Here is a 22,693-nt window from a genome sequence, read left to right as displayed (position 1 = left end):
TGAAAGAATTTCACTCAGATGCACTTCTTTTCTTATTGTCCCATGATCATCAAATTGCATGTGCGAGTGCGCTCGCGATTTTGATCCCAATCGACAAAATACAGATAACCGACAGAACCGATCAAGGGCTCTCCCTCTTTAATGATCACTGTTTCACTCGCGCCAAACAGTGACCCCTTAATATGCGCATCCGCATTCAAGATAGAGACCGGATCCGGCAGATAATTTGGATCTTTTGCGGCTAAATCCTTCAAAAATTCCACATGGGCCGGACCGGGATACAGGTAATCAGATTCCGTGTACTGTCGCGGCACCAAGCGATCCAAAATTCGGTTTTGATCTACCTGCAGAAATTCGTCCCCCTTCCAATCCTTATCGTGAACATATTCCTCAAAAATTACTGAACAGGTGGTATGCGGTGTCGTAATTGCGCACATCCCATCCTGAATACCAGAATTTTTTATCGCTTTTCTCAATTGCAGTGTAATATCCAAATAGGTTACTTTCCCCGCCTGCGTCTCTAGGGACAGCTGCTCATGTTTGACATTCATATTATTTAGCCTCTTTCCTTATATGCTTTTACTAAAGCCTCCACCATTTCAGTTAACATCTCTAATGGTGATTCAGCATTTGTTATGCCGCTCGTGCAGCCGGTACCATCAGCGCCTAGTTCAATCGTACGGTAAACATCTTCTGCTGTGCTGATCCCAGCTGCCTGCATCACCAGAATGGTTTCGTCAATCTCCTTGATTGCTTGATTGGTCTGTTGGATATACGCGCTGTCACTTGTTTGTCCTGTACCAATCAGTTCCGTTGGTTCACATAAAATAACATCCGCTCCCATTATAGCCACCGCTTGCGCTTCAGCAATCGAGTCCGCACAAACGATGGTCTGGATACCCAGCTCTTTTGCTCGCTTCAACGCTTGAGACAAATCACTGACTGTCAATGGTCGTTCCGCATGGTTCAAAAAGACTGCTCGCGCTCCTGCATGATAGATCGATTCAGGCAATACATGACCGATACCGCGACCCGGTTTGATGCCATCCATGTGCTGTGCGGTCACAATAATCTGCTCCGTCGCATTCTTTACCGCTGCAATATCCGCATAAGGAACTGTCACTAATATGGAACATTCCGGATATTTTAAGGCTAATTCGTCTGCTCGTTTAGCCAAGGCTAGCAGCTCTTCTCCATACAAATAGGACTTTGGATTAAATACAAAAAATGGACGATTTATTTTAGTCGACATGTGCTTTCCCCCTTTTTAATCAACACTTTTAGTAGCGAAAGTCTTGTAGCACGCTTCCAAAGTATTCGCCATCGCATCGTTAGCCAAGCGTTTCATTTCCAGATAATCCTTGGGACTTTCTTCCATATTACGTTTATAAGCAGCATTCAGAAAATCAGTAAAAATATTGATTTTCGCGATGCCATTAAGCGCACAGCGATTCAAATTTTCATTTCCAGAGGAAGAGCCGCCATGAAGAACCAATGGAATCTCTGTTGTTTCACGTATTTCTCTTAAACGGTCAAAGTTCAAAACAGGAGTTCCTTTATACGCACCGTGAGCGGTTCCAATTGAAATCGCTAACGAATCAACATTCGTAGTCGATACGAATGTTTGAACATCCTCAACCTCCGTATAAATCGAATCGGTTGTTTCATGGTTTTCGTAGTTTGTGCCAGCACCGACATGCCCTAACTCGGCCTCCACCGTCACGTCTTTTTGATGAGCATAGGCCACTACTTCTTTTGTGATTTTAATGTTGTCTTCCAGCGTTTCCTTCGAAGCGTCAATCATCACAGAGGTGAATCCTAAGTCGATTGCTCTTTTGATAAATGCAACATCTTCTCCATGATCCAAATGTAAAACAATTGGGACAGAGACCTTTTCCGCTAAATATTTCCCAATCAAGGCCGCCTCCTCTAATGAAATCAGCTCCTTATGCGCCTGAGCAAACGGCAGCATCAACGGCTTATTTAATTTTTCTGCCACATTGACAAACGTGCGTGCAGAATCTAAATCAATAAAATTTGTAGCAGGAACCGCGTACTTTTCTTTTCGGGCTTTTTGCAGCATGACCTTTGAGTTAACTAACAAAAAAACATCTCCTTTTTACAATTGTAAAACTGTATTTACTTTTGTAAAAATTGTAGTATGATTAAAGTTGAAAGTCAACGAAATCAAGGCATATCATATGATATAAAAAATTTTCCGATAGAACATTTGTTACATCGGCGATTAAGGAGAAAAACATGCTGGATAGAGAGGATTTAATGGTAAAGGCCGCCCTTTTATATTATGAAGAAGAAGCAACACAAAGCGAGATCGCAAAAAAACTGGGGATTTCTCGTCCAACCGTCGCCTCATTGCTTCATGAAGCAAAAGAAAAAGGCGTGGTAAAAATCACGATTCAACACAACGAGCTGCGTTTATTGAGGCTACAGGAAAAATTGATTGAAAAATACCAATTGGCTAATGTTAAAATCGTCGCAAAAACACAGAAAAACTTGAAGGCCGCCGCTGGAAAGCTTTGTGCCGACCTTGTTGAACCGCTTCTTAAAGATATCAAAAAATTAGGGATCGGTTGGGGGTCTACCCTTTATGAGTACGTCCAGCAGGCTAACCTATTAACGCTGGATCAGTTGAAAATCACTCCCCTCATTGGTGGGATCGGTCTTTCAGAGGTCCGCATCCACTCTAATCATCTAGCCTTTATGTTGTCTGAAAAATATCAATGCGATGTGTCCTATTTCTATGCTCCAGCAATCACTGACAGCTTGGATGTCAAAGAGACCCTGATGCAAACCAGCCTGATCAAAGAAATTATCGAGGAGGGAGAAAACGTGGACCTAGCTATTCTTGGTGTCAGCGACCCTATCCGTTCTTCAACCTATAAAAAATTGAAGTACATTTCTAACGAAGAGGCGCAGCTGCTTAAACAGGAAAAAGCGATCGGAGATATCGGAAGTACGATCTTCACGGCAGATGGAACGCCCCTCACCAAGGGCTTCTCACAACGCCTGCTTGGGATTGAATTGGCGGCTATCAAAAAAATTCCCCGTGTTATGATCGTTGCTACGGGAGTTGAAAAAGCTGAAAGTATCCAAACGCTATTAGCTATGGGCTTCATTACCGATTTAGTAATAGACGAAGAAATCGCTGAGCATTTATAGGGTGAAATCACGAATTTAGCTGCAATAAATCAAAAAGAAAGCTTCAGGATCAATGATCGCGTTCCCTGTATGGGGCCATCAAAATCCTAAAGCTTTCTTTTTAATAAACTTGATATTCCTGTCCTGTTTGTTTTCCTTCGACACTTTTTACATAGGCCATTGCGACACGCTCTGCCGGCACGGGGACAAAGCCCTTAAAGGAATCCTGGTACTTATCATAGGATTCCACCAAAACATTCGGACTGACACAGTTGATGCGAATGCCCTGAGTAAAATCAATAGCGGCCGACTTTACAAAGGCTGAAACACCGCCGTTTGCCATCGCCGCAGAGGCACCTCCAGGAATGGGATCGTCTTTCATGATCCCTGTAGTCAATGTGATACTGCCATCACGCCGCAAATACTTTTGGCCGATCAAGGCCAAATTGATCTGTCCCAGCAGCTTGCTTTGTACCGCCACCATATTGTCCTCTGGTGTCATTTCTTCTACTAATTGAAATTTTGCGGCTCCCGATGCATTGACAATCGCATCGACATGTCCGACCTTTTTGAACATCGTTTCGATGCTGTCCGTCGAGGTCAGATCTACCTGTACATCACCGCTCGTCCTGCCTGCTAAAATCAGCTCGTGAGCATCCTTCAACTTCTCAACGATTGCTTGACCAATCGTTCCTTTACCGCCAACAATTAAAATGCGCACAATCATTCGCTCCCTTTTATTTTTCTAAATATTCTTTGGTCGTCATGGTGGTGACGCCCAGCGCTTTTAGTTTCTTATTCCAACTATTTCGCATCGGCTTGATTAGCGAATCATGGGCATCTTCAATCAACGTTACCGGAAAATTCTCAGCCAAGGCCCCTTTGCAGGTGCTTTGAACACAGGCATTACTCATTAATCCAACTACTACAAAATTTCCTAACGAATGCTCGGTCACCACTGACTGAAATTCTGGAGCTTTGAAGGAATTCATCTGAACCTTTGTGACTACCGGATCATTCGCCTTGCGATGCAGACTCTTTGAAAGCTCTCCATATCCGACCTTCTTAATAAAAACCACTGGCAGGTTTTCTTTATGAAAATGATCAATCAATTCATTCACATGCTTTAAAAAGGCTTCCTTACCGATTAGCGGCGCTAACGTTCCAGTTTGTATATCCACTACCAACAACGCTGTTTGCATGACCTTTCCCCCCTTCTTTCTATCCCCTATTATAAAGCAATTGAAAAAGGCTTTCAGCAAAAAATCAGCTTGATTTTGGCCTGGATGTCAGTGATTAAACTGAAATCGTCATTGATACTCAACCAATTGAAAATCATTCTATCTGCTGTTTGGAGCCAGTACTCTACTTGTACACATCAACTTGAACGAACGTCATTCTTTGATAAAAATGACTGACAGTATTGTTAATTCTCTTTCTTTTGGCATAATTTCGTAAAGGAGGAAACACTATACTCGATGCTTTTTTCAGTTAATTTTAGATAAGATCGCTGGCGTTAATTAAAGGATCCTTTCATTTGCCTACGTCCCATTCGAAATGTTTTCAGAATTTATCACTACTATTTTTAGCTAAGAACAGCTCGATGTCCGTTCTTAGTTTTTTTAAGCTATCTTTAGGAACGCATTGACGAAAATAGGTGACACAGAGAACGCTCATTTGATAGTGGTAACTACGTTGAACTCAACATCTTACTAGACAAATTCAACGCTTCTTTAATCACCTGGTGCATATCGAAATAACGATACATTCCCAAGCGACCGCCAAAAACTACTTGAGGCTCATTTTTAGCTAGTGACATGTATTTATCATAGATTTTTTGATTTTTCTGGTCATTCACAGGATAAAATGGTTCCTCCCCTTTTTGCCACTCTTTTGGGTATTCCTTCGTAATTATTGTTTGTGGTTGATTGCCAGATTCAAAATGCTTATGCTCAATAATTCGCGTATAGGGAATGTCTTTATCGATATAATTGACTACAGCATTTCCTTGATAGTTTCCATACGGCAACTGTTCATGTACAAAGTCTAGCGAACGATATTCCAGTTCACCAAAGCAATAGTCGTAAAACTCATCAATCATCCCCGTGTAAACCACTCGATCAAATTTTTCCAACCATTCCTTTTTATTGCCCAAAAAATCGGTCATGAGCTCTATTTCAATATTGGGATGAGCCAACATCTTCTCAACAATTTGCGTGTATCCCCCAATAGGAATTCCCTGATAGAGATCGTTAAAATAATTGTTATCGAAGGTAAACCGAATCGGTAACCTTTTGATGATAAAAGCGGGAAGCTCCGTACAAGGCTTTCCCCATTGTTTCTCCGTATATTCTTTTATTAAGGCCTCATAAATATCTTTCCCAACAAGTGAAAGGGCCTGTTCCTCTAAATTATTCGGATTACGCTCCCTATAGTCATTGGTTTGTTCAGCAATTTTTGCTTTCGCTTCTTCGGGCGTTTTTACACCCCATAAAGAATGGAAAGTGTGCATATTAAAGGGTAGATTGTATAGCCTCCCTTTACTAAAGGCCATAGGAGTATTTGTAAATCGATTGAAAGTTGCAAATTGGTTTATATAATCCCAAATTTTTTTATTTGATGTATGAAAAATATGGGCGCCATATTTATGCACCTGAATACCATTGACTTCCTCTGTGTAGATATTTCCCGCGATATGATTTCGTTTTTCAAGAACAGTTACCCTATGACCGTTCTTAGCCATTTGATCAGCGAAAACCGAACCAAATAAGCCACTGCCTACGATTAAATAGGTTGTCATTTGCGTTTTCTCCCTTACATAGTATCGTGCCACTATTATCTGACTTACACTAAACTAAAAAAATCTCCATATTTCATAATAAGCTATTTCATGTATCAAAATATTTTTTTCCCAATATTGAGACGTTATAAATCCAATGAAATGAACTATGAGATACTTAATCCAACACGTCAAAATCATTTTTTAGATTATTTTCGAAGGGAGAATTATTGAAAAGTATGGGACGAAAAGAAATACGTAAACAACTAAAGAAAGAACAAAAACGAACAAATAGAAATGGAAAAAATTGGATGTATGCAACTCTAACAGCGGTAGGAGGTGTCATTGGAGTGGGCACAACATCAGCGAGTGCTCAAGCTGCCGAAACTACTCCACAAGCCAATACAGGAGTAGAAATTGATACTGGAAAAGTATTGGCAAATAACAATACTGCCACCATTCCAGTTGCATCGACAAGTAACTCAATGGTAGCACCTTCCAGTACATCTACAAGTGGTTCCACAACTGAGTCTACTAGTGCTTCTTTGACTGAATCAGCTAGCACTTCAACTACAAATTCTACAAGTGGCTCCACGACTGAATCGACAAGTACATCAACAACAGAATCCACTAGTGGTTCTGTTACCGACTCTGCTAGTTCGAGTCTGAGTTCATCCACTTCTGTAAGTGAAAGCACAAGTACAGTGAATTCGGAAATTTTAAGTGATTATTGGAGCGAAAGTACATCAGAGAGCACCTCGACTTCATTTAGCGACAGTACTTCAGAAAAAACATCCGCTGTAAATAGCGAAAGTTCTAGCACTCGTAACTCTGAAATTTTGAGTGAATATTGGAGTGAAAGTACCTCTAGCTCAACTTCAGACAGCGCTAGCGGGAGCACTTCAAACTCTACTAGCGAAAACAAATCATTAGCAGCAGCGAATAAGAAAGATTCTTCAACAAATAAAACTGGCGGAACGAACACAGCAACTTCAGGTGCAAATAGAACTGCCACTAGTGGAAGATCAAACTCAACCAACTCAAATACGAAAGCGGCAAGCGCCACAGGAAAAGAGCTACCTAAAACCGGGACCTCCAATCAATTGAGTGGTCAACTATCACTACTAGGACTAGCAACAGTATTCTCTGCCGGAGCCTTTTTACATCATTTAGAGAAGAAAAAAAGTTTATAAACTAAAACATAAGCAAAATTATTAAAATTGAAACTATCTCGAAAATAGAGCTCCTTGAGAAATTCATTCAAAAGTCTAATTTCTCGAGGAGTTTTATTTTTGCAATACTTCTGTGATTATCACCCGATTGAATCAAAAAAATGCTAAAGAATCTGTCTCAATAATAATTTGTGAGATAGATTCTTTATTTAAAAGATGGATGTCCTATGTATTGAAATTATTATTTCAAATGAGCACCTCGCTAATTTCCCATTCCTTCTAGTAGTTTTACCTTGAAAAAAATCAACATTGAGGTATTAACATAATCTGATTGATGTTTTTTAATTGAACCCTGTCCTATCCAACTTGAACCCTCCGATCAAAATACCATATTCATCCATTAATTTCTCCCGGAATAATTACAAGAGAGTAGTGAAACAATAAAAACAAGTATTACTATAATTTTTAATTTGTTTTACCATTTCGGGAGGATACAGATAGTAATGGAAATGGCAGTTTTTCATAGAATTTAGGAATACTCTTCAATCTAAGTATTTCCTCATTCATTTACAACGACAAGGACGTCCAACAGTTTTTCACCGTGATATTTATTTATGGTTGAATCGATTGATGATGGGCTTGTTCACTCCCAATCTTGGGTATACGAAAGATTGATAGCAAAATTCTGTCTGAAAAGATGCATAGATGAACTCAGGAACCGTTACAAAATTTCAAGTTTTTGAAACGGTTCCTGTTCTTCTAACGATATTCTTGTGTCATTTTTTAAGTAATGTATTCATTTAACACTTAAGCAGCTTTATCTACCAAAAAAAGTCTTTGATCGACTCAACAACAAAGGCGGCCGCATTAACAAAATAGCTATATCCCTCAACCATGATTTTATAGTATTTGATCCCATACGAGGAAACGAATTCCTGAGTCACAGTGAACACATTGTCCTTCAGGTTCATAGAAGAAACGGTTCCTGTATAAGGTGGGATAGCTGCATCTCCATCTGTTTTTAGCAAATCATAGACATTATAATTGTTAACCAAAGAAATTTTATGGTTGACACTATTTATCTTATCTAGATAGTTTCCTAAAAAATCCAAACTGACACTTGCATATTTGTCCAAATCACTTTCTTGTTCAAAGTCAGAAGAAGTTGGCAAAGCCTGAAAAGCATCTGAATGTAGCATATATTGTTTTCCGTCTAACCACAGCACGTAATAAATCCGGCCATTCTTCGTTTGAACACGTTTTGTAGCTGTTTGGATTGTTCCTAATAAATGAAATTGTTGTGTAGTTCCTACGACATTCACATTCAATTTATTATCATTGTAATTCACCAAACTTAAATTCACATTCTTGACTATTTTTAACTGTCGTTCAATATCTGTTATACTAGTAACCGTATTTTCAGCATAGTCTACATAAGATCCGACAAAATTACTCGAATCGTCCTTTATATAAATATAGTTCACTTCTTGCTGCTTGGAAGTAAATTTCCCATTGATAGTGCCTTCAATTTTTACTAAAGTATAGCCAGGAATTGTTTTTGCACTCGTTGTATATTCTTCGTCAATTTCGCCAATCATCGAACTCTCTTCATCAATCGCATTCCCTTCAATATCTATATAACGACTAATAACTGGCTGCGCTATCATTTCCTCTACCGATCTATACCCATAACTAATACCATCAGAAAATGTTCCACCGGAAATATATATTTCAGAACCAATCATTCGTGGAGTAAAATATGGTGCTGTCCATACTAAAGCAAATTCTTCAGCAATATAACCTTCTACTTTTGGTGGATCAGGTATCGTATACATCGTTCCGTTTAAAATCGGATTTGGATCAGTTTTAGGTAATGTCTCCTTTATTTCATCAGGTAAACCTCGATAGGATATTTTCACATTGTATAGTTGAGGCTCATAATTATAGCGAAGATGTTTTTCCATTTCCTGAAAATCTAAAGGGCCTTTGAAAATATCATCATAAATTCTATCTCCAGGGGAATAAACTTCTCCTCTAAAAGTGATATTTACAAATTTCCAACCTACCTCAAACATGTATGGTTCGCCTAATTCAATATATCCTTGAGTCGTATTTATCTTAGAATTACCCCCACCCCAAAATGGAATATCATCATTGTAAGAAAATCTTCTATTATTAATCGTATCCCACCAGAAATATTCATTCCAGACTTCAGCCATCATATCTGATTCTTTTTTCTTTTTCTGGTCATCTTCTTTTGTCGGTGCTTCTTCACTATTCAAAGTAGTATCTTCTATCTCTTCTTGTTCTTTTTGAGAAGAACCAATCTCAGATTCTTCCGTCTTAATGATACTTGTCGAACTGATGGTACTATCTGTGCTATTGTTTGTACTTGCTGTCGATTCGTTTCGTTCGCTTTCAGTAGTATTTGCGATAACAGGAATATTAAACATTCCAAAAATCATTATTACAACTATGACCCATAAGAAACTATCTTTTTTAAACTTCATTTTTCTCACTCCTTAAATCTAAAGGTTACTCAAACGCTTATTTTATATAGAAGAACCAAGGATCAATCATGTGTATGATGAAAAAAAGCTGAGCGGAATCCAAAAAGCCCTTTTCAATCTCTTAAATGAAAAACATCTAAAGTAGAAAGAATTCTTCCACTTTAGATGTTTTCATACGCCTTCAGCGTTCCTATTGACTAAAGTTCTAAAAATGAAAGACAACGAATAATCATCAGGTCCTAGAGTTCAACTCTTTTATGTTGAACTCTATACCCATCTTTGTCTAAATACTAATCTTTTTGTTGTTCATCTTTTTTCTTTAGTAAGCCCAGAGCTGCAAGAACACTAGCTAAACCTACAAATGAAAGTTGTAAGCTTGATTCAAGAGATTCACCGGTTTTTGGAAGCTCGCTTCCAGAAGATCCGGTTCCACTTGAAATTGTTGTGCTTCCTGTTCCTCCAGTTGAAGCAACCCTAGAAGTGCCAGGTGATGCTTTTGTAGTTGTCCCTAAAGGCAGACCTTTATTGCTTGTAGATGTGCTATTGGAAATTGGAGTAGTTGTACTAATTGAAGTACTGTTGCTAATACTTGTACTTGCTGAAGTACTTCCACTGTAACTTGCCGATTCACTTGTACTGGCACTGTTGCTGATGCTGGTGCTTTCAGACCTAGAATCACTGATCGATGTGCTATCGCTTGTACTTTCACTGTTACTTAGTGACGTACTTCCACTGTAACTTTGCGATTCTTCTTTTTCACTCGAACTTATAGAAGTACTTAGACTTGTACTTTCACTGTTGCTCAAGCTTGTACTGTCTGATCTGGAATCACTAATTGACGTGCTGGCACTTGTACTATCACTCAAGCTTATGCTTGTACTGATTGAGTTTGAATCACTTACTGAAGTACTTAAGCTTGTGCTTTCGCTCGTACTTGCTGAGGTACTTCCACTATAACTAGCTGATAAGCTTGTACTTTCGCTGTTACTAATGCTTGTACTGTCTGATCTGGAATCACTGATCGATGTGCTATCGCTGATGCTTTCGCTTGCGCTTACCGATGTGCTTCCACTATAACTTTGCGATTCGCTTCTGTCGCTTGCACTAGTTGACGTACTCAAACTCGTACTTTCACTGTTACTTGCTGAGGTACTTCCACTATAGCTAGCTGACAAGCTTGCACTTTCGCTATTGCTAATGCTTGTGCTAATTGAGTTCGAGTCGCTGATCGATGTGCTTAGACTTGTACTTTCACTATTACTTACACTTGTACTGTCTGATCTGGAATCACTGATCGATGTGCTATCGCTGATGCTTTCACTTGCACTTACCGATGTGCTTCCACTATAACTTTGCGATTCGCTTCTGTCGCTTGCACTAGTTGACGTACTCAAACTCGTACTTTCACTGTTACTTGCTGAGGTACTCCCACTATAGCTAGCTGACAAGCTTGCACTTTCGCTATTGCTTAGACTTGTACTGATTGAATTTGAATCACTGATTGACGTACTGTCACTTGTACTTTCGCTCGCACTTACTGAAGTGCTACCGCTGTAGCTGGTTGATTCACTTGCAGATTCACTGACACTTGTCGAAATCGATTCGCTAATTGACGTACTGATCGAATCACTGATACTTGCACTTTCACTGTTACTAATGCTGGTGCTGATTGAGTTCGAATCGCTGATCGATGTGCTTAGACTCGTACTTTCGCTATCACTCACACTTGTGCTGTCTGATCTGGAATCACTAATTGACGTGCTTCCACTTGTGCTTTCACTGTTACTAATGCTTGTACTAATTGAGTTCGAATCGCTAGTTGATGTGCTTGTGCTGGTGCTTTCGCTATCACTCACACTCGTACTGTCTGATCTGGAATCGCTGATCGATGTGCTGTCACTTGTGCTTTCGCTCGCACTTACGGACGTGCTTCCACTGTAACTGCTTGACTCACTTGCAGATTCGCTCTCGCTTATCGAAATCCATTCACTGATTGACGTACTGATTGATTCGCTAATACTTGTGCTTTCACTGTTACTAATGCTTGTACTGATTGAGTTCGAATCGCTAGTTGATGTGCTTAAGCTGGTGCTTTCACTATCACTCACACTTGTGCTGTCTGATCTGGAATCACTGATCGACGTGCTTCCACTTGTACTTTCGCTCGCACTTACGGACGTGCTTCCACTGTAACTGCTTGAGTCGCTTGCAGATTCACTGACACTTGTCGAAATCGATTCGCTAATCGAATCACTGATACTTGCACTTTCGCTGTTACTAATGCTTGTACTGATTGAGTTCGAATCGCTAGTTGATGTGCTTAAGCTGGTGCTTTCACTATCACTCACACTTGTACTGTCTGATCTGGAATCACTGATTGACGTGCTATCGCTTGTACTTTCGCTCGCACTTATGGACGTGCTTCCACTGTAACTGCTTGACTCACTCGCGGATTCACTGACACTTGTCGAAATCGATTCACTAATTGACGTACTGTTCGAATCACTGATACTTGCACTTTCGCTGTTACTAATGCTGGTGCTAATTGAGTTCGAGTCGCTAGTTGATGTGCTTGTGCTGGTGCTTTCGCTATCACTCACACTTGTGCTGTCTGATCTGGAATCACTGATTGACGTGCTTCCACTTGTGCTTTCGCTGTTACTAATGCTTGTACTGATTGAGTTCGAATCGCTAGTTGATGTGCTTAAGCTGGTGCTTTCACTATCACTCACACTTGTGCTGTCTGATCTGGAATCGCTGATCGATGTGCTGTCACTTGTACTTTCGCTCGCACTTACGGACGTGCTTCCACTGTAGCTGCTTGACTCACTCGCGGATTCACTTACACTTGTCGAGATTGATTCGCTAATCGACGTACTGATTGAGTCACTGATACTTGCACTTTCACTGTTACTAATGCTTGTGCTGATTGAGTTCGAGTCGCTAGTTGATGTGCTTGTGCTGGTGCTTTCGCTATCACTCACACTTGTGCTGTCTGATCTGGAATCACTGATCGACGTGCTGCCACTTGTGCTTTCGCTCGTACTTACGGACGTGCTTCCACTGTAGCTGCTTGACTCACTTGCAGATTCACTGACACTTGTCGAAATCGATTCACTAATTGACGTACTGATCGAATCACTGATACTTGCACTTTCGCTGTTACTAATGCTGGTGCTAATTGAGTTCGAGTCGCTAGTTGATGTGCTTAGACTCGTACTTTCACTATCACTCACACTTGTGCTATCCGATCTGGAATCACTGATCGACGTGCTTCCACTTGTGCTTTCGCTGTTACTAATGCTTGTACTGATTGAGTTCGAATCGCTAGTTGATGTGCTTGCGCTGTTGCTTTCGCTCGCACTTACGGACGTGCTGCCACTGTAGCTGCTTGACTCACTCGCAGATTCACTCACACTTGTCGAGATTGATTCGCTAATTGACGTACTGATTGAATCACTGATACTTGCACTTTCGCTGTTACTAATGCTGGTGCTGATTGAGTTCGAATCGCTGATCGATGTGCTGTCACTTGTGCTTTCGCTCGCACTTACGGACGTGCTTCCACTGTAACTGCTTGACTCACTTGCAGATTCACTGACACTTGTCGAAATCGATTCGCTAATTGACATACTGATTGAATCACTGATACTTGCACTTTCGCTGTTACTAATGCTGGTGCTGATTGAGTTCGAATCGCTAGTTGATGTGCTTGTGCTGTTGCTTTCGCTATCACTCACACTTGTGCTGTCTGATCTGGAATCGCTGATCGATGTGCTGTCACTTGTACTGTCGCTATCACTCACACTTGTACTGTCTGATCTGGAATCACTGATTGACGTGCTATCGCTTGTACTTTCGCTCGCACTTACGGACGTGCTGCCACTGTAGCTGCTTGACTCACTCGCGGATTCACTGACACTTGTCGAAATCGATTCGCTAATCGACGCACTGATCGAATCACTGATACTTGCACTTTCGCTGTTACTAATGCTGGTGCTGATTGAGTTCGAATCGCTAGTTGATGTGCTTGTGCTGTTGCTTTCGCTATCACTCACACTTGTACTGTCTGATCTGGAATCACTGATTGACGTGCTATCGCTTGTACTTTCGCTCGCACTTACGGAGGTGCTGCCACTGTAGCTGCTTGACTCACTCGCGGATTCACTGACACTTGTCGAAATCGATTCGCTAATCGACGCACTGATCGAATCACTGATACTTGCACTTTCGCTGTTACTAATGCTGGTGCTGATTGAGTTCGAATCGCTAGTTGATGTGCTTGTGCTGTTGCTTTCGCTATCACTCACACTTGTGCTGTCTGATCTGGAATCGCTGATCGATGTGCTGTCACTTGTACTGTCGCTATCACTCACACTTGTACTGTCTGATCTGGAATCGCTGATTGACGTGCTATCGCTTGTACTTTCGCTCGCACTTACGGACGTGCTTCCACTATAGCTACTTGACTCACTCGCGGATTCACTGACACTTGTCGAAATCGATTCGCTAATCGACGCACTGATCGAATCACTGATACTTGCACTTTCGCTGTTACTAATGCTGGTGCTGATTGAGTTCGAATCGCTAGTTGATGTGCTTGTGCTGTTGCTTTCACTATCACTCACACTTGTGCTGTCTGATCTGGAATCACTGATTGACGTGCTTCCACTTGTACTTTCGCTCGCACTTACAGACGTGCTGCCACTGTAACTGCTTGACTCACTCGCAGATTCACTCATACTTGTCGAGATTGATTCGCTAATCGACGTACTGATTGAATCACTGATACTTGTACTTTCACTGCTACTAATACTTGTACTGATTGAGTTCGAATCGCTAGTTGATGTGCTTAAGCTGGTGCTTTCACTATCACTCACACTTGTGCTGTCTGATCTGGAATCACTGATCGACGTGCTGTCACTTGTGCTTTCGCTATCACTCACACTTGTACTATCTGATCTGGAATCACTGATCGACGTGCTTCCACTTGTGCTTTCGCTCGTACTTACGGACGTGCTGCCACTGTAGCTGCTTGACTCACTTGCAGATTCACTGACACTTGTCGAAATCGATTCGCTAATCGACGTACTGATTGAGTCACTGATACTTGCACTTTCGCTGTTACTAATGCTTGTGCTGATTGAGTTCGAATCGCTGATCGATGTGCTTAGACTCGTACTTTCACTATCACTCACACTTGTGCTGTCTGATCTGGAATCACTGATTGACGTGCTTCCACTTGTGCTTTCGCTCGTACTTACGGACGTGCTGCCACTGTAGCTGCTTGACTCACTCGCGGATTCACTGACACTTGTCGAGATTGATTCGCTAATCGACGTACTGATTGAATCACTGATACTTGCACTTTCGCTGTTACTAATGCTGGTGCTGATTGAGTTCGAATCGCTAGTTGATGTGCTTGTGCTGTTGCTTTCGCTATCACTCACACTTGTACTGTCTGATCTGGAATCACTGATTGACGTGCTATCGCTTGTACTTTCGCTCGCACTTACGGACGTGCTGCCACTGTAGCTGCTTGACTCACTCGCGGATTCACTGACACTTGTCGAAATCGATTCGCTAATCGACGCACTGATCGAATCACTGATACTTGCACTTTCGCTGTTACTAATGCTGGTGCTGATTGAGTTCGAATCGCTAGTTGATGTGCTTGTGCTGTTGCTTTCGCTATCACTCACACTTGTACTGTCTGATCTGGAATCACTGATTGACGTGCTATCGCTTGTACTTTCGCTCGCACTTACGGACGTGCTGCCACTGTAGCTGCTTGACTCACTCGCGGATTCACTGACACTTGTCGAAATCGATTCGCTAATCGACGCACTGATCGAATCACTGATACTTGCACTTTCGCTGTTACTAATGCTGGTGCTGATTGAGTTCGAATCGCTAGTTGATGTGCTTGTGCTGTTGCTTTCGCTATCACTCACACTTGTGCTGTCTGATCTGGAATCGCTGATCGATGTGCTGTCACTTGTACTGTCGCTATCACTCACACTTGTACTGTCTGATCTGGAATCGCTGATTGACGTGCTATCGCTTGTACTTTCGCTCGCACTTACGGACGTGCTTCCACTATAGCTACTTGACTCACTCGCGGATTCACTGACACTTGTCGAAATCGATTCGCTAATCGACGCACTGATCGAATCACTGATACTTGCACTTTCGCTGTTACTAATGCTGGTGCTGATTGAGTTCGAATCGCTAGTTGATGTGCTTGTGCTGTTGCTTTCACTATCACTCACACTTGTGCTGTCTGATCTGGAATCGCTGATCGATGTGCTGTCACTTGTGCTTTCGCTCGCACTTACAGACGTGCTGCCACTGTAACTACTTGACTCACTCGCGGATTCACTGACACTTGTCGAGATTGATTCGCTAATCGACGTACTGATTGAATCACTGATACTTGTACTTTCACTGCTACTAATGCTTGTACTGATTGAGTTCGAATCGCTAGTTGATGTGCTTAAGCTGGTGCTTTCACTATCACTCACACTTGTGCTGTCTGATCTGGAATCGCTGATCGACGTGCTGTCACTTGTACTTTCACTGCTACTAATACTTGTGCTTGTTGAATTCGACTCACTAGCGCTTGTGCTTTCGCTCGTACTTACGGACGTGCTTCCACTATAGCTACTTGACTCACTTGCAGATTCACTAACACTTGTCGAGATTGATTCGCTAATCGACGTACTGATTGAGTCACTGATACTTGCACTTCCGCTGTTACTAATGCTTGTACTGATTGAGTTCGAGTCGCTGATTGATGTGCTCAAGCTGTTGCTTTCACTATCACTCACACTTGTGCTGTCTGATCTGGAATCGCTGATCGACGTGCTGTCACTTGTACTTTCACTGCTACTAATACTTGTGCTTGTTGAATTCGACTCACTAGCGCTTGTGCTTTCGCTCGTACTTACGGACGTGCTTCCACTATAGCTGCTTGACTCACTTGCAGATTCACTAACACTTGTCGAAATCGATTCGCTAATCGACGCACTGTTCGAGTCACTGATACTTGCACTTTCGCTGTTACTAATGCTTGTACTGATTGAGTTCGAATCGCTAGTTGATGTGCTTAGACTCGTACTTTCACTATCACTCACACTTGTGCTATCCGATCTGGAATCACTGATCGACGTGCTGTCACTTGTACTTTCACTGCTACTAATACTTGTGCTTGTTGAATTCGACTCACTAGCGCTTGTGCTTTCGCTCGTACTTACGGACGTGCTTCCACTATAGCTGCTTGACTCACTTGCAGATTCACTAACACTTGTCGAAATCGATTCACTAATTGACGTACTGTTCGAGTCACTGATACTTGTGCTTTCGCTGTTGCTAATGCTTGTACTGATTGAGTTCGAGTCGCTGATTGATGTGCTCAAGCTGTTGCTTTCACTATCACTCACACTTGTGCTGTCTGATCTGGAATCGCTGATCGACGTGCTGTCACTTGTACTTTCACTGCTACTAATACTTGTGCTTGTTGAATTCGACTCACTAGTGCTTGTACTTTCGCTCGTACTTACTGAAGTGCTTCCACTATAGCTGCTTGACTCACTTGCAGATTCACTAACACTTGTCGAAATTGATTCGCTAATCGACGTACTGATCGAGTCACTGATACTTCCACTTTCACTGTTACTAATGCTAGTGCTGATTGAGTTCGAGTCGCTGATTGATGTGCTCAAGCTGTTGCTTTCGCTATCACTCACACTTGTGCTGTCTGATCTGGAATCACTGATTGACGTACTGTCGCTTGTACTTTCACTTGTGCTTTCACTGCTACTAATACTTGTGCTAGTTGAGTTTGAATCACTTGTTGATGTACTAATTGATTCACTGGTACTTTTACTGTCACTCTCTGATAAGCTTTCACTTACTGAAATTGATAGTGATTCAGAATCGGATACGCTATCCGAAGTACTATTACTTTCTGATAAACTACCACTTTCGCTTTCACTATTACTCAATGAATCAGAAATGGATTCACTAACACTTTTACTGTCACTCTCTGATAAGCTTTCACTTACTGAAATTGATAGTGATTCAGAATCGGATACGCTATCCGAAGTACTATTACTTTCTGATAAACTACCACTTTCGCTTTCACTATTACTCAATGAATCAGAAATGGATTCACTAACACTTTTACTGTCACTCTCTGATAAGCTTTCACTTACTGAAATTGATAGTGATTCAGAATCGGATACGCTATCCGAAGTACTATTACTTTCTGATAAACTACCACTTTCGCTTTCACTATCACTCAATGAATCAGAGATGGACTCGCTGGTACTTTTACTTTCGCTTTCTGACAGACTTTCGCTCACTGAAATCGATAGTGATTCAGAATTTGATAAACTTTCAGAAGTACTACTACTATCTGAGATACTTGTACTTTCACTATCACTTAATGAATCAGAGGTTGAAGAACTATTACTCTCACTATCACTTTCCGATAATGATTCGCTAACAGAAATAGATAATGATTCTGATTCTGAGATACTTTCTGAGGTACTTTGACTCTCAGAGGTACTATTACTCTCACTCAAGGACTCAGAAACGGATTCACTGTTCGAAATGGATTCAGATCTTGATAAACTTTCACTTTCTGACTCTGATCGTGATTCACTTTCTGAAATGGATTCTGAAATAGATTCGCTGTCACTTTCTGAATCTGAGACAGATTCGCTATTTGATAATGATTCAGAATTAGAGTTACTATCACTATCTGATGTAGAAATGGATTCACTTTCTGATACAGAAGAAGAAACCGACTCGCTCTCTGATAGAGATTCGGAAGTAGAAATACTTTCACTTTCTGAAATAGAAATAGATTCACTTTCTGACATTGATTCCGATGTAGAATCTTCCGATTGAGAAATGGATTCACTTTCTGAGATTGATTGAGAGGTTGAAGACGATTCACTATCTGAATTGGAATCTGAATTTGAATTACTCTCACTTTCTGAAATAGAAGTCGACTCGCTTTCTGACATTGATGTTGATTCAGAAACAGGATCAACATCATAGTTAACGACAAAAGCTTGCGGAGAACCATCGATAGAAAGTCCATTATTTGTCGTTGTATCAAAAATACCATTACTTGCCAATGCTTCCGCCAAAGTATTATAAACTTGCCCATCAGGTCCGGTTATAGTATAGATATAACCATTTCTAACCAAATCTGCATCAGTTACGCCCAAAACGATCGTTCCATTAGAAACACCGGCAGCGCCATATTGACCTTCAGTAACACTTGTTGGAATTTGGTTATATGGATCTCCAGTTGCTGGATCAGTAGTAGGCTGATTGTTAGAGATAATCCCTGCTAACTGATAATCTGGATATAACGTGATTGTTAATGATTGTGGATCAGAGTCAGTGGTGCTAGTTCCGTTCGCAGTAAAGTCAAAGGTGAATATACCATTGGCGTCTGCGTAATAGCCTGCCTGAGTTAAATATCCCACAACTAAATCCGCATAACTGATTTCTGCTCCTGACGTACCATTGATAGAAACATTTGGAACTTGACCGACTAAAGCAGTCCCATCAGAATTTACAAAAGTAATATTGACAGTTTGAATATCCGCTGTAACATAGATAGTCACTAAACTTGCATCTGTGCCAACCGTTGTGGTTGTCGGTTGAATAAAACCGTTTAATTCAGACCCCGTAGCATAATGATAACCAGCAGCAACATTTGTCTTTGTATAATAATCGTTTAGCCAATCAATAACGTTCCCATAATTAGCTGGTGGTAAGTTACTTCCTGCAGTTTCTTGGCCGGAACTTAGGTAATCTGCTGAAATGACCATGCCTGTCTTAGCATCTACGTATTGATACTGAACGTTATTATTTGCTACACCGTATACATAAATATTGTAGACATACTCCGTTCCTTCCATCGGAACTATCGCTACATTTGCTTGTCCATAAGCATCTCCATCATCTGCTGTTGTTGTTCCATCCCCACCACTTTGTTTATCTGTTAATGCTGATGCTGGAACTTGACTAGCAATTGCCCACATATAATTTGGCGGCATATTAGTTAGTGCATAATCCTTATTCACTAAATTAATATATTGTCCAATGTAGTTGGTATCTTTATCAATTGGAACATCGATTGTTTTAATTACATTGCCATATTGATCGACATAATTAACTTTGACTGTACCAGGATCAATTGCTACAGTAGCCAACTCACGAGTACTGCTATCTACAATATTAGATGTAGTAACATTTCCTGCAGTATCCTTAATCGTTGTCGTACTTCCTGATATAGTCATTTCAGCAAATTTATTATTTCTATTGCCGCTAGGGGTTGCAGTTTGAGAATCACTCCCTTGCCAAGTACTGATTTGAGAATTATTCATAGTAAATGACCCTGAACCAGTAAATATCGCACCACTAGCTATCGCACCAGAACTTGTAAGACGAGCCAAATGTAAAGCTTTTGGAGAAATAAAAATGATTTTCGATCCGCTATCTGTACGAACAACAGTATTATTGTTCCATTGTTGTAAATCTAACACAGTACCTGCATTAAACGTTACAGTAGAATTATTTGTTGCATACAGTGAATTACTACCCACTGTTCTTGTAGCTGTCATAGTCAAGTTTTGACCAAAAGTTACTGTTCGTCCGGACTGATTGCTTCCAGAATAACGATTTAAATCCAGTAACATTTGAAAACCATCTTGTGACCAGTTAACGTTGTCTCCCACTAAAATTCCATTATATCCATAATAAACCAATGGATAGTTATTAGAATTATAAGTACTTAATTCATTTCCTATGATCGTTGCGCCATCGCCAGCAGTAAATGTATGTGCGTAACCTGTATCTGCAGCATTATTTCCTCGAACTGCCATAAAATAGAACATTGAATATCCAGTTGTTCCAACTGTGCGATTTAGTTCAACGTGAGAACCATTCACGATTTCTACTTGACCAATTTGCATTAGTTCTTGTTTTACATCGGCCTTAATTGTTCCGGAAAGTGTCACTTTACTATCTTCGGCATCCAATAATCGACGACCGGAATCACTAGCTGTAGTACCACCATTTCCCTTGAGGATAACGTTGTTAATATTGAAATTCCAATATCCATAACCACCCGTTGCACTTCGTGAATCAATCACTGCATCGGCTGCTGCTGTGCCACTATCACCAGAATTTGTTCCACTTTGCCAATGAATCAAATTAATATCTGTAATGGTAAATATAGAACCTCTGGTTGTCGATGAAGTTCCTACGTTGAATGCAGCACGCTCCATATTAACTGTATGGCCACCACCATCAATGATTATTCCGTTCTGACGCCAACCTAAATCACGAATGGCTACATTGGAATCTGCAGCAAAGTCTGCTGTAACCTCAATGTAAGTAAGTGTTTCATTGGTATAAGCTGATTTCAGAGAAGCCCAATCGTTTACCGCTGCATATGTTCCATTTGCAATAGCTGTTTGTTTATACGCTTCTTTGTTGGTTACTTGATCTGAGGCTGATACTGTCACAGAGGTTGGATTTTTAGGCGTTTGACCGTTGTTGATCGCATCTTCAAAATCCTCACGGTTAATATCTGGATCGGCTGAAACATTTACTTTTGTTGATTTGCCGTTTGCACCTCGAACAGAGAAATAAGCAATCAAATCGTTCGCTGCTGCATATTTTTGTGCCGCATGAATCAGAGCAGTGCTAGGAGCAACCCCCGTTTTCATTGTAAAAACAAGTTCTTTGGTATTTGAATCAACCGTTACCTCAGTCCCGTTTGGAACGATTTGGTCAAAAAGATCTTTTGCCTGTTCTGTTTGATTCTTACTTTGTTCCTGTGTTGATGGTTGCTTACTCTTTTCTACACTTAAAGAATTTGCTGCACTTCGTTTTTCGGAATGATTCATGGACTCTGATAGACTATCCGAAACCCATGAACTTGAAGACGCAGAATGACTCATAGATTCAGATATACTTGTTGATTGTTTTTCATCAGTTGCTGCTAGTAGACTCGTTGATGCAGAATCACTAACGGATGTTGACTGACTCATTGAATCTGATAAACTAATGGACTCTGATAGACTGATTGATTCAGACAAACTTTCTGACTCAGAAATACTAGTTGAATCCGTAGTACTTTCTGACTCTGTTTGACTTTCTGATTCAGTGACATTAGCAGACTCCGTTTCACTAGTAGAATCCACCACGCTTTCTGAATCGGTAATTACTGTATTTGTTGTACTTTCTGATTCTACAGATGTACTATTCTGTGTCGAAGAGGCTGGTATTTGAGTAGTATCTTGATTGGCGAGAATTTGATCCGTATCAGCTTCCATCCCCGCATCATCCTGTGGACTAGTCGATGTTGCATGTGCATCTTGTGTGATTAACGTACTTGTGCCCAAAACACCTGTAAAGGCTGTAATTGTAGCAAACATCCAATGCTTGCCACTCTTGTACATTTTGTACCGTTCTTTTTTATTTGATCTTAAAAGCTTGTACAAATTATTTTTACGACTCATAATTCAGTACAACTCTCCTTTCTTATTCATTTTTTATTATTTTTTTGAAGTGCTGAAAGAATTATCTCACAGCAAATTATAACTAGATTAGAATGTACCAATATTGGGAAACAATTTTTATTTTTATATTATGGTTGCTAAACAACTAAACTCTTTTCGTTACAAATAGAAAAAGAGTCTCTCATCAGAAACTCTAACTATCCATATATATTCACTTTACTTTTTAGTACTTTCATATAAATTCTGTGAACGAAGACTTTTAAAAAACTTCAATGTGGAGAGACATTTTTAATTGTCACTACTAAAACTCAGTAATCATTTTTGAAATTAAGAAAAATTTTTTTATTAGCTCTTTATCTTGCTAATAGTTACAACATTTTTCTTTTTTATCTTAAATACATGAAAAGTTTTTCATTATAGCTAACAATTCTATCTATTAAATTCACCTTAAAATAACTTCTTTTCGGATTCTTTATCGAGAGAGCTAGTTGACTTAAAATCAATTCTTCATTTATAATA

General features: G+C 40.4%; 10 protein-coding genes. 2 read left to right on the top strand and 8 right to left on the bottom strand.

Annotation, left to right across the window (positions count from 1 at the left end):
* Window positions 1-32: 32 nt before the first annotated feature.
* Genes IGI67_RS21165 through IGI67_RS21155 form a run of 3 tightly spaced genes read right to left on the bottom strand, consistent with a single transcriptional unit; the run spans window position 33 to window position 2,104 of the window.
* Entirely contained in the window at window positions 33-551 is a 519-nt protein-coding gene (locus IGI67_RS21165; protein ID WP_207107285.1) for a YjbQ family protein, read from the bottom strand.
* A gap of 5 nt (window positions 552-556) precedes the next feature.
* Window positions 557-1,252: a triose-phosphate isomerase gene (locus IGI67_RS21160; RefSeq protein WP_429959165.1), complete on the bottom strand. Its 696-nt coding sequence runs from the start codon at window positions 1,250-1,252 to the stop codon at window positions 557-559.
* 15 nt (window positions 1,253-1,267) lie between these two features.
* Window positions 1,268-2,104 (bottom strand): class II fructose-bisphosphate aldolase, encoded by an 837-nt coding sequence (locus tag IGI67_RS21155; RefSeq protein ID WP_429959164.1) that lies wholly within the window; start codon window positions 2,102-2,104, stop codon window positions 1,268-1,270.
* A 155-nt stretch (window positions 2,105-2,259) separates the two neighbouring features.
* On the opposite strand from IGI67_RS21155, the gene IGI67_RS21150 reads away from it, so the two are divergent.
* On the top strand, window positions 2,260-3,180 hold the full coding sequence (locus IGI67_RS21150) for a sugar-binding transcriptional regulator (RefSeq protein WP_429959163.1): 921 nt from the start codon (window positions 2,260-2,262) through the stop codon (window positions 3,178-3,180).
* 100 nt (window positions 3,181-3,280) lie between these two features.
* Here IGI67_RS21150 and IGI67_RS21145 read toward each other — a convergent pair whose 3' ends face one another.
* The 3 genes from IGI67_RS21145 to glf form a co-directional block, all read right to left on the bottom strand.
* Complete coding sequence (locus tag IGI67_RS21145) at window positions 3,281-3,880, bottom strand: short chain dehydrogenase (RefSeq protein WP_207107281.1); 600 nt, start codon at window positions 3,878-3,880, stop codon at window positions 3,281-3,283.
* A gap of 16 nt (window positions 3,881-3,896) precedes the next feature.
* Window positions 3,897-4,361, bottom strand: a complete 465-nt coding sequence (locus IGI67_RS21140) for a cysteine hydrolase family protein (RefSeq protein ID WP_429959162.1) — start codon at window positions 4,359-4,361, stop codon at window positions 3,897-3,899.
* A 488-nt stretch (window positions 4,362-4,849) separates the two neighbouring features.
* Window positions 4,850-5,959 carry a UDP-galactopyranose mutase gene (gene glf, locus IGI67_RS21135; protein ID WP_429959161.1) on the bottom strand — a complete coding sequence of 370 codons (1,110 nt, stop codon included), beginning with the start codon at window positions 5,957-5,959 and terminating at the stop codon, window positions 4,850-4,852.
* A gap of 218 nt (window positions 5,960-6,177) precedes the next feature.
* Between glf and IGI67_RS21130 the strand changes: the two genes are divergently transcribed.
* Window positions 6,178-7,131: a hypothetical protein gene (locus IGI67_RS21130; RefSeq protein ID WP_429959160.1), complete on the top strand. Its 954-nt coding sequence runs from the start codon at window positions 6,178-6,180 to the stop codon at window positions 7,129-7,131.
* A gap of 800 nt (window positions 7,132-7,931) precedes the next feature.
* Here IGI67_RS21130 and IGI67_RS21125 read toward each other — a convergent pair.
* Both IGI67_RS21125 and IGI67_RS21120 read right to left on the bottom strand, forming a co-directional pair.
* A complete protein-coding gene (locus tag IGI67_RS21125) occupies window positions 7,932-9,620 on the bottom strand; it encodes a MucBP domain-containing protein (RefSeq protein WP_429959159.1) in 1,689 nt (562 codons plus the stop codon).
* Between the two features lie 290 nt (window positions 9,621-9,910).
* Window positions 9,911-22,174 (bottom strand): KxYKxGKxW signal peptide domain-containing protein, encoded by a 12,264-nt coding sequence (locus IGI67_RS21120; RefSeq protein WP_429959158.1) that lies wholly within the window; start codon window positions 22,172-22,174, stop codon window positions 9,911-9,913.
* Between the last annotated feature and the right edge of the window lie 519 nt (window positions 22,175-22,693).

The organism is Enterococcus sp. AZ196, from assembly GCF_050498845.1.
Classification (GTDB): Bacteria; Bacillota; Bacilli; order Lactobacillales; family Enterococcaceae; genus Enterococcus_A; species Enterococcus_A murrayae.
Note: the sequence above shows the minus strand (reverse complement) of the source record. Positions and strands in the feature narration are given on the sequence as shown.

Excerpts from the sequence above, each read along its gene's own strand:
- IGI67_RS21165 (WP_207107285.1), bottom strand. The coding sequence starts at position 551 with ATGAATGTCAAACATGAGCAGCTGTCCCTAGAGACGCAGGCGGGGAAA.
- IGI67_RS21160 (WP_429959165.1), bottom strand. The coding sequence starts at position 1,252 with ATGTCGACTAAAATAAATCGTCCATTTTTTGTATTTAATCCAAAGTCC.
- IGI67_RS21150 (WP_429959163.1), top strand. The coding sequence starts at position 2,260 with ATGCTGGATAGAGAGGATTTAATGGTAAAGGCCGCCCTTTTATATTAT.
- IGI67_RS21140 (WP_429959162.1), bottom strand. The coding sequence starts at position 4,361 with ATGCAAACAGCGTTGTTGGTAGTGGATATACAAACTGGAACGTTAGCG.
- glf (WP_429959161.1), bottom strand. The coding sequence starts at position 5,959 with ATGACAACCTATTTAATCGTAGGCAGTGGCTTATTTGGTTCGGTTTTC.
- IGI67_RS21130 (WP_429959160.1), top strand. The coding sequence starts at position 6,178 with ATGGGACGAAAAGAAATACGTAAACAACTAAAGAAAGAACAAAAACGA.
- IGI67_RS21125 (WP_429959159.1), bottom strand. The coding sequence starts at position 9,620 with ATGAAGTTTAAAAAAGATAGTTTCTTATGGGTCATAGTTGTAATAATG.
- IGI67_RS21120 (WP_429959158.1), bottom strand. The coding sequence starts at position 22,174 with ATGAGTCGTAAAAATAATTTGTACAAGCTTTTAAGATCAAATAAAAAA.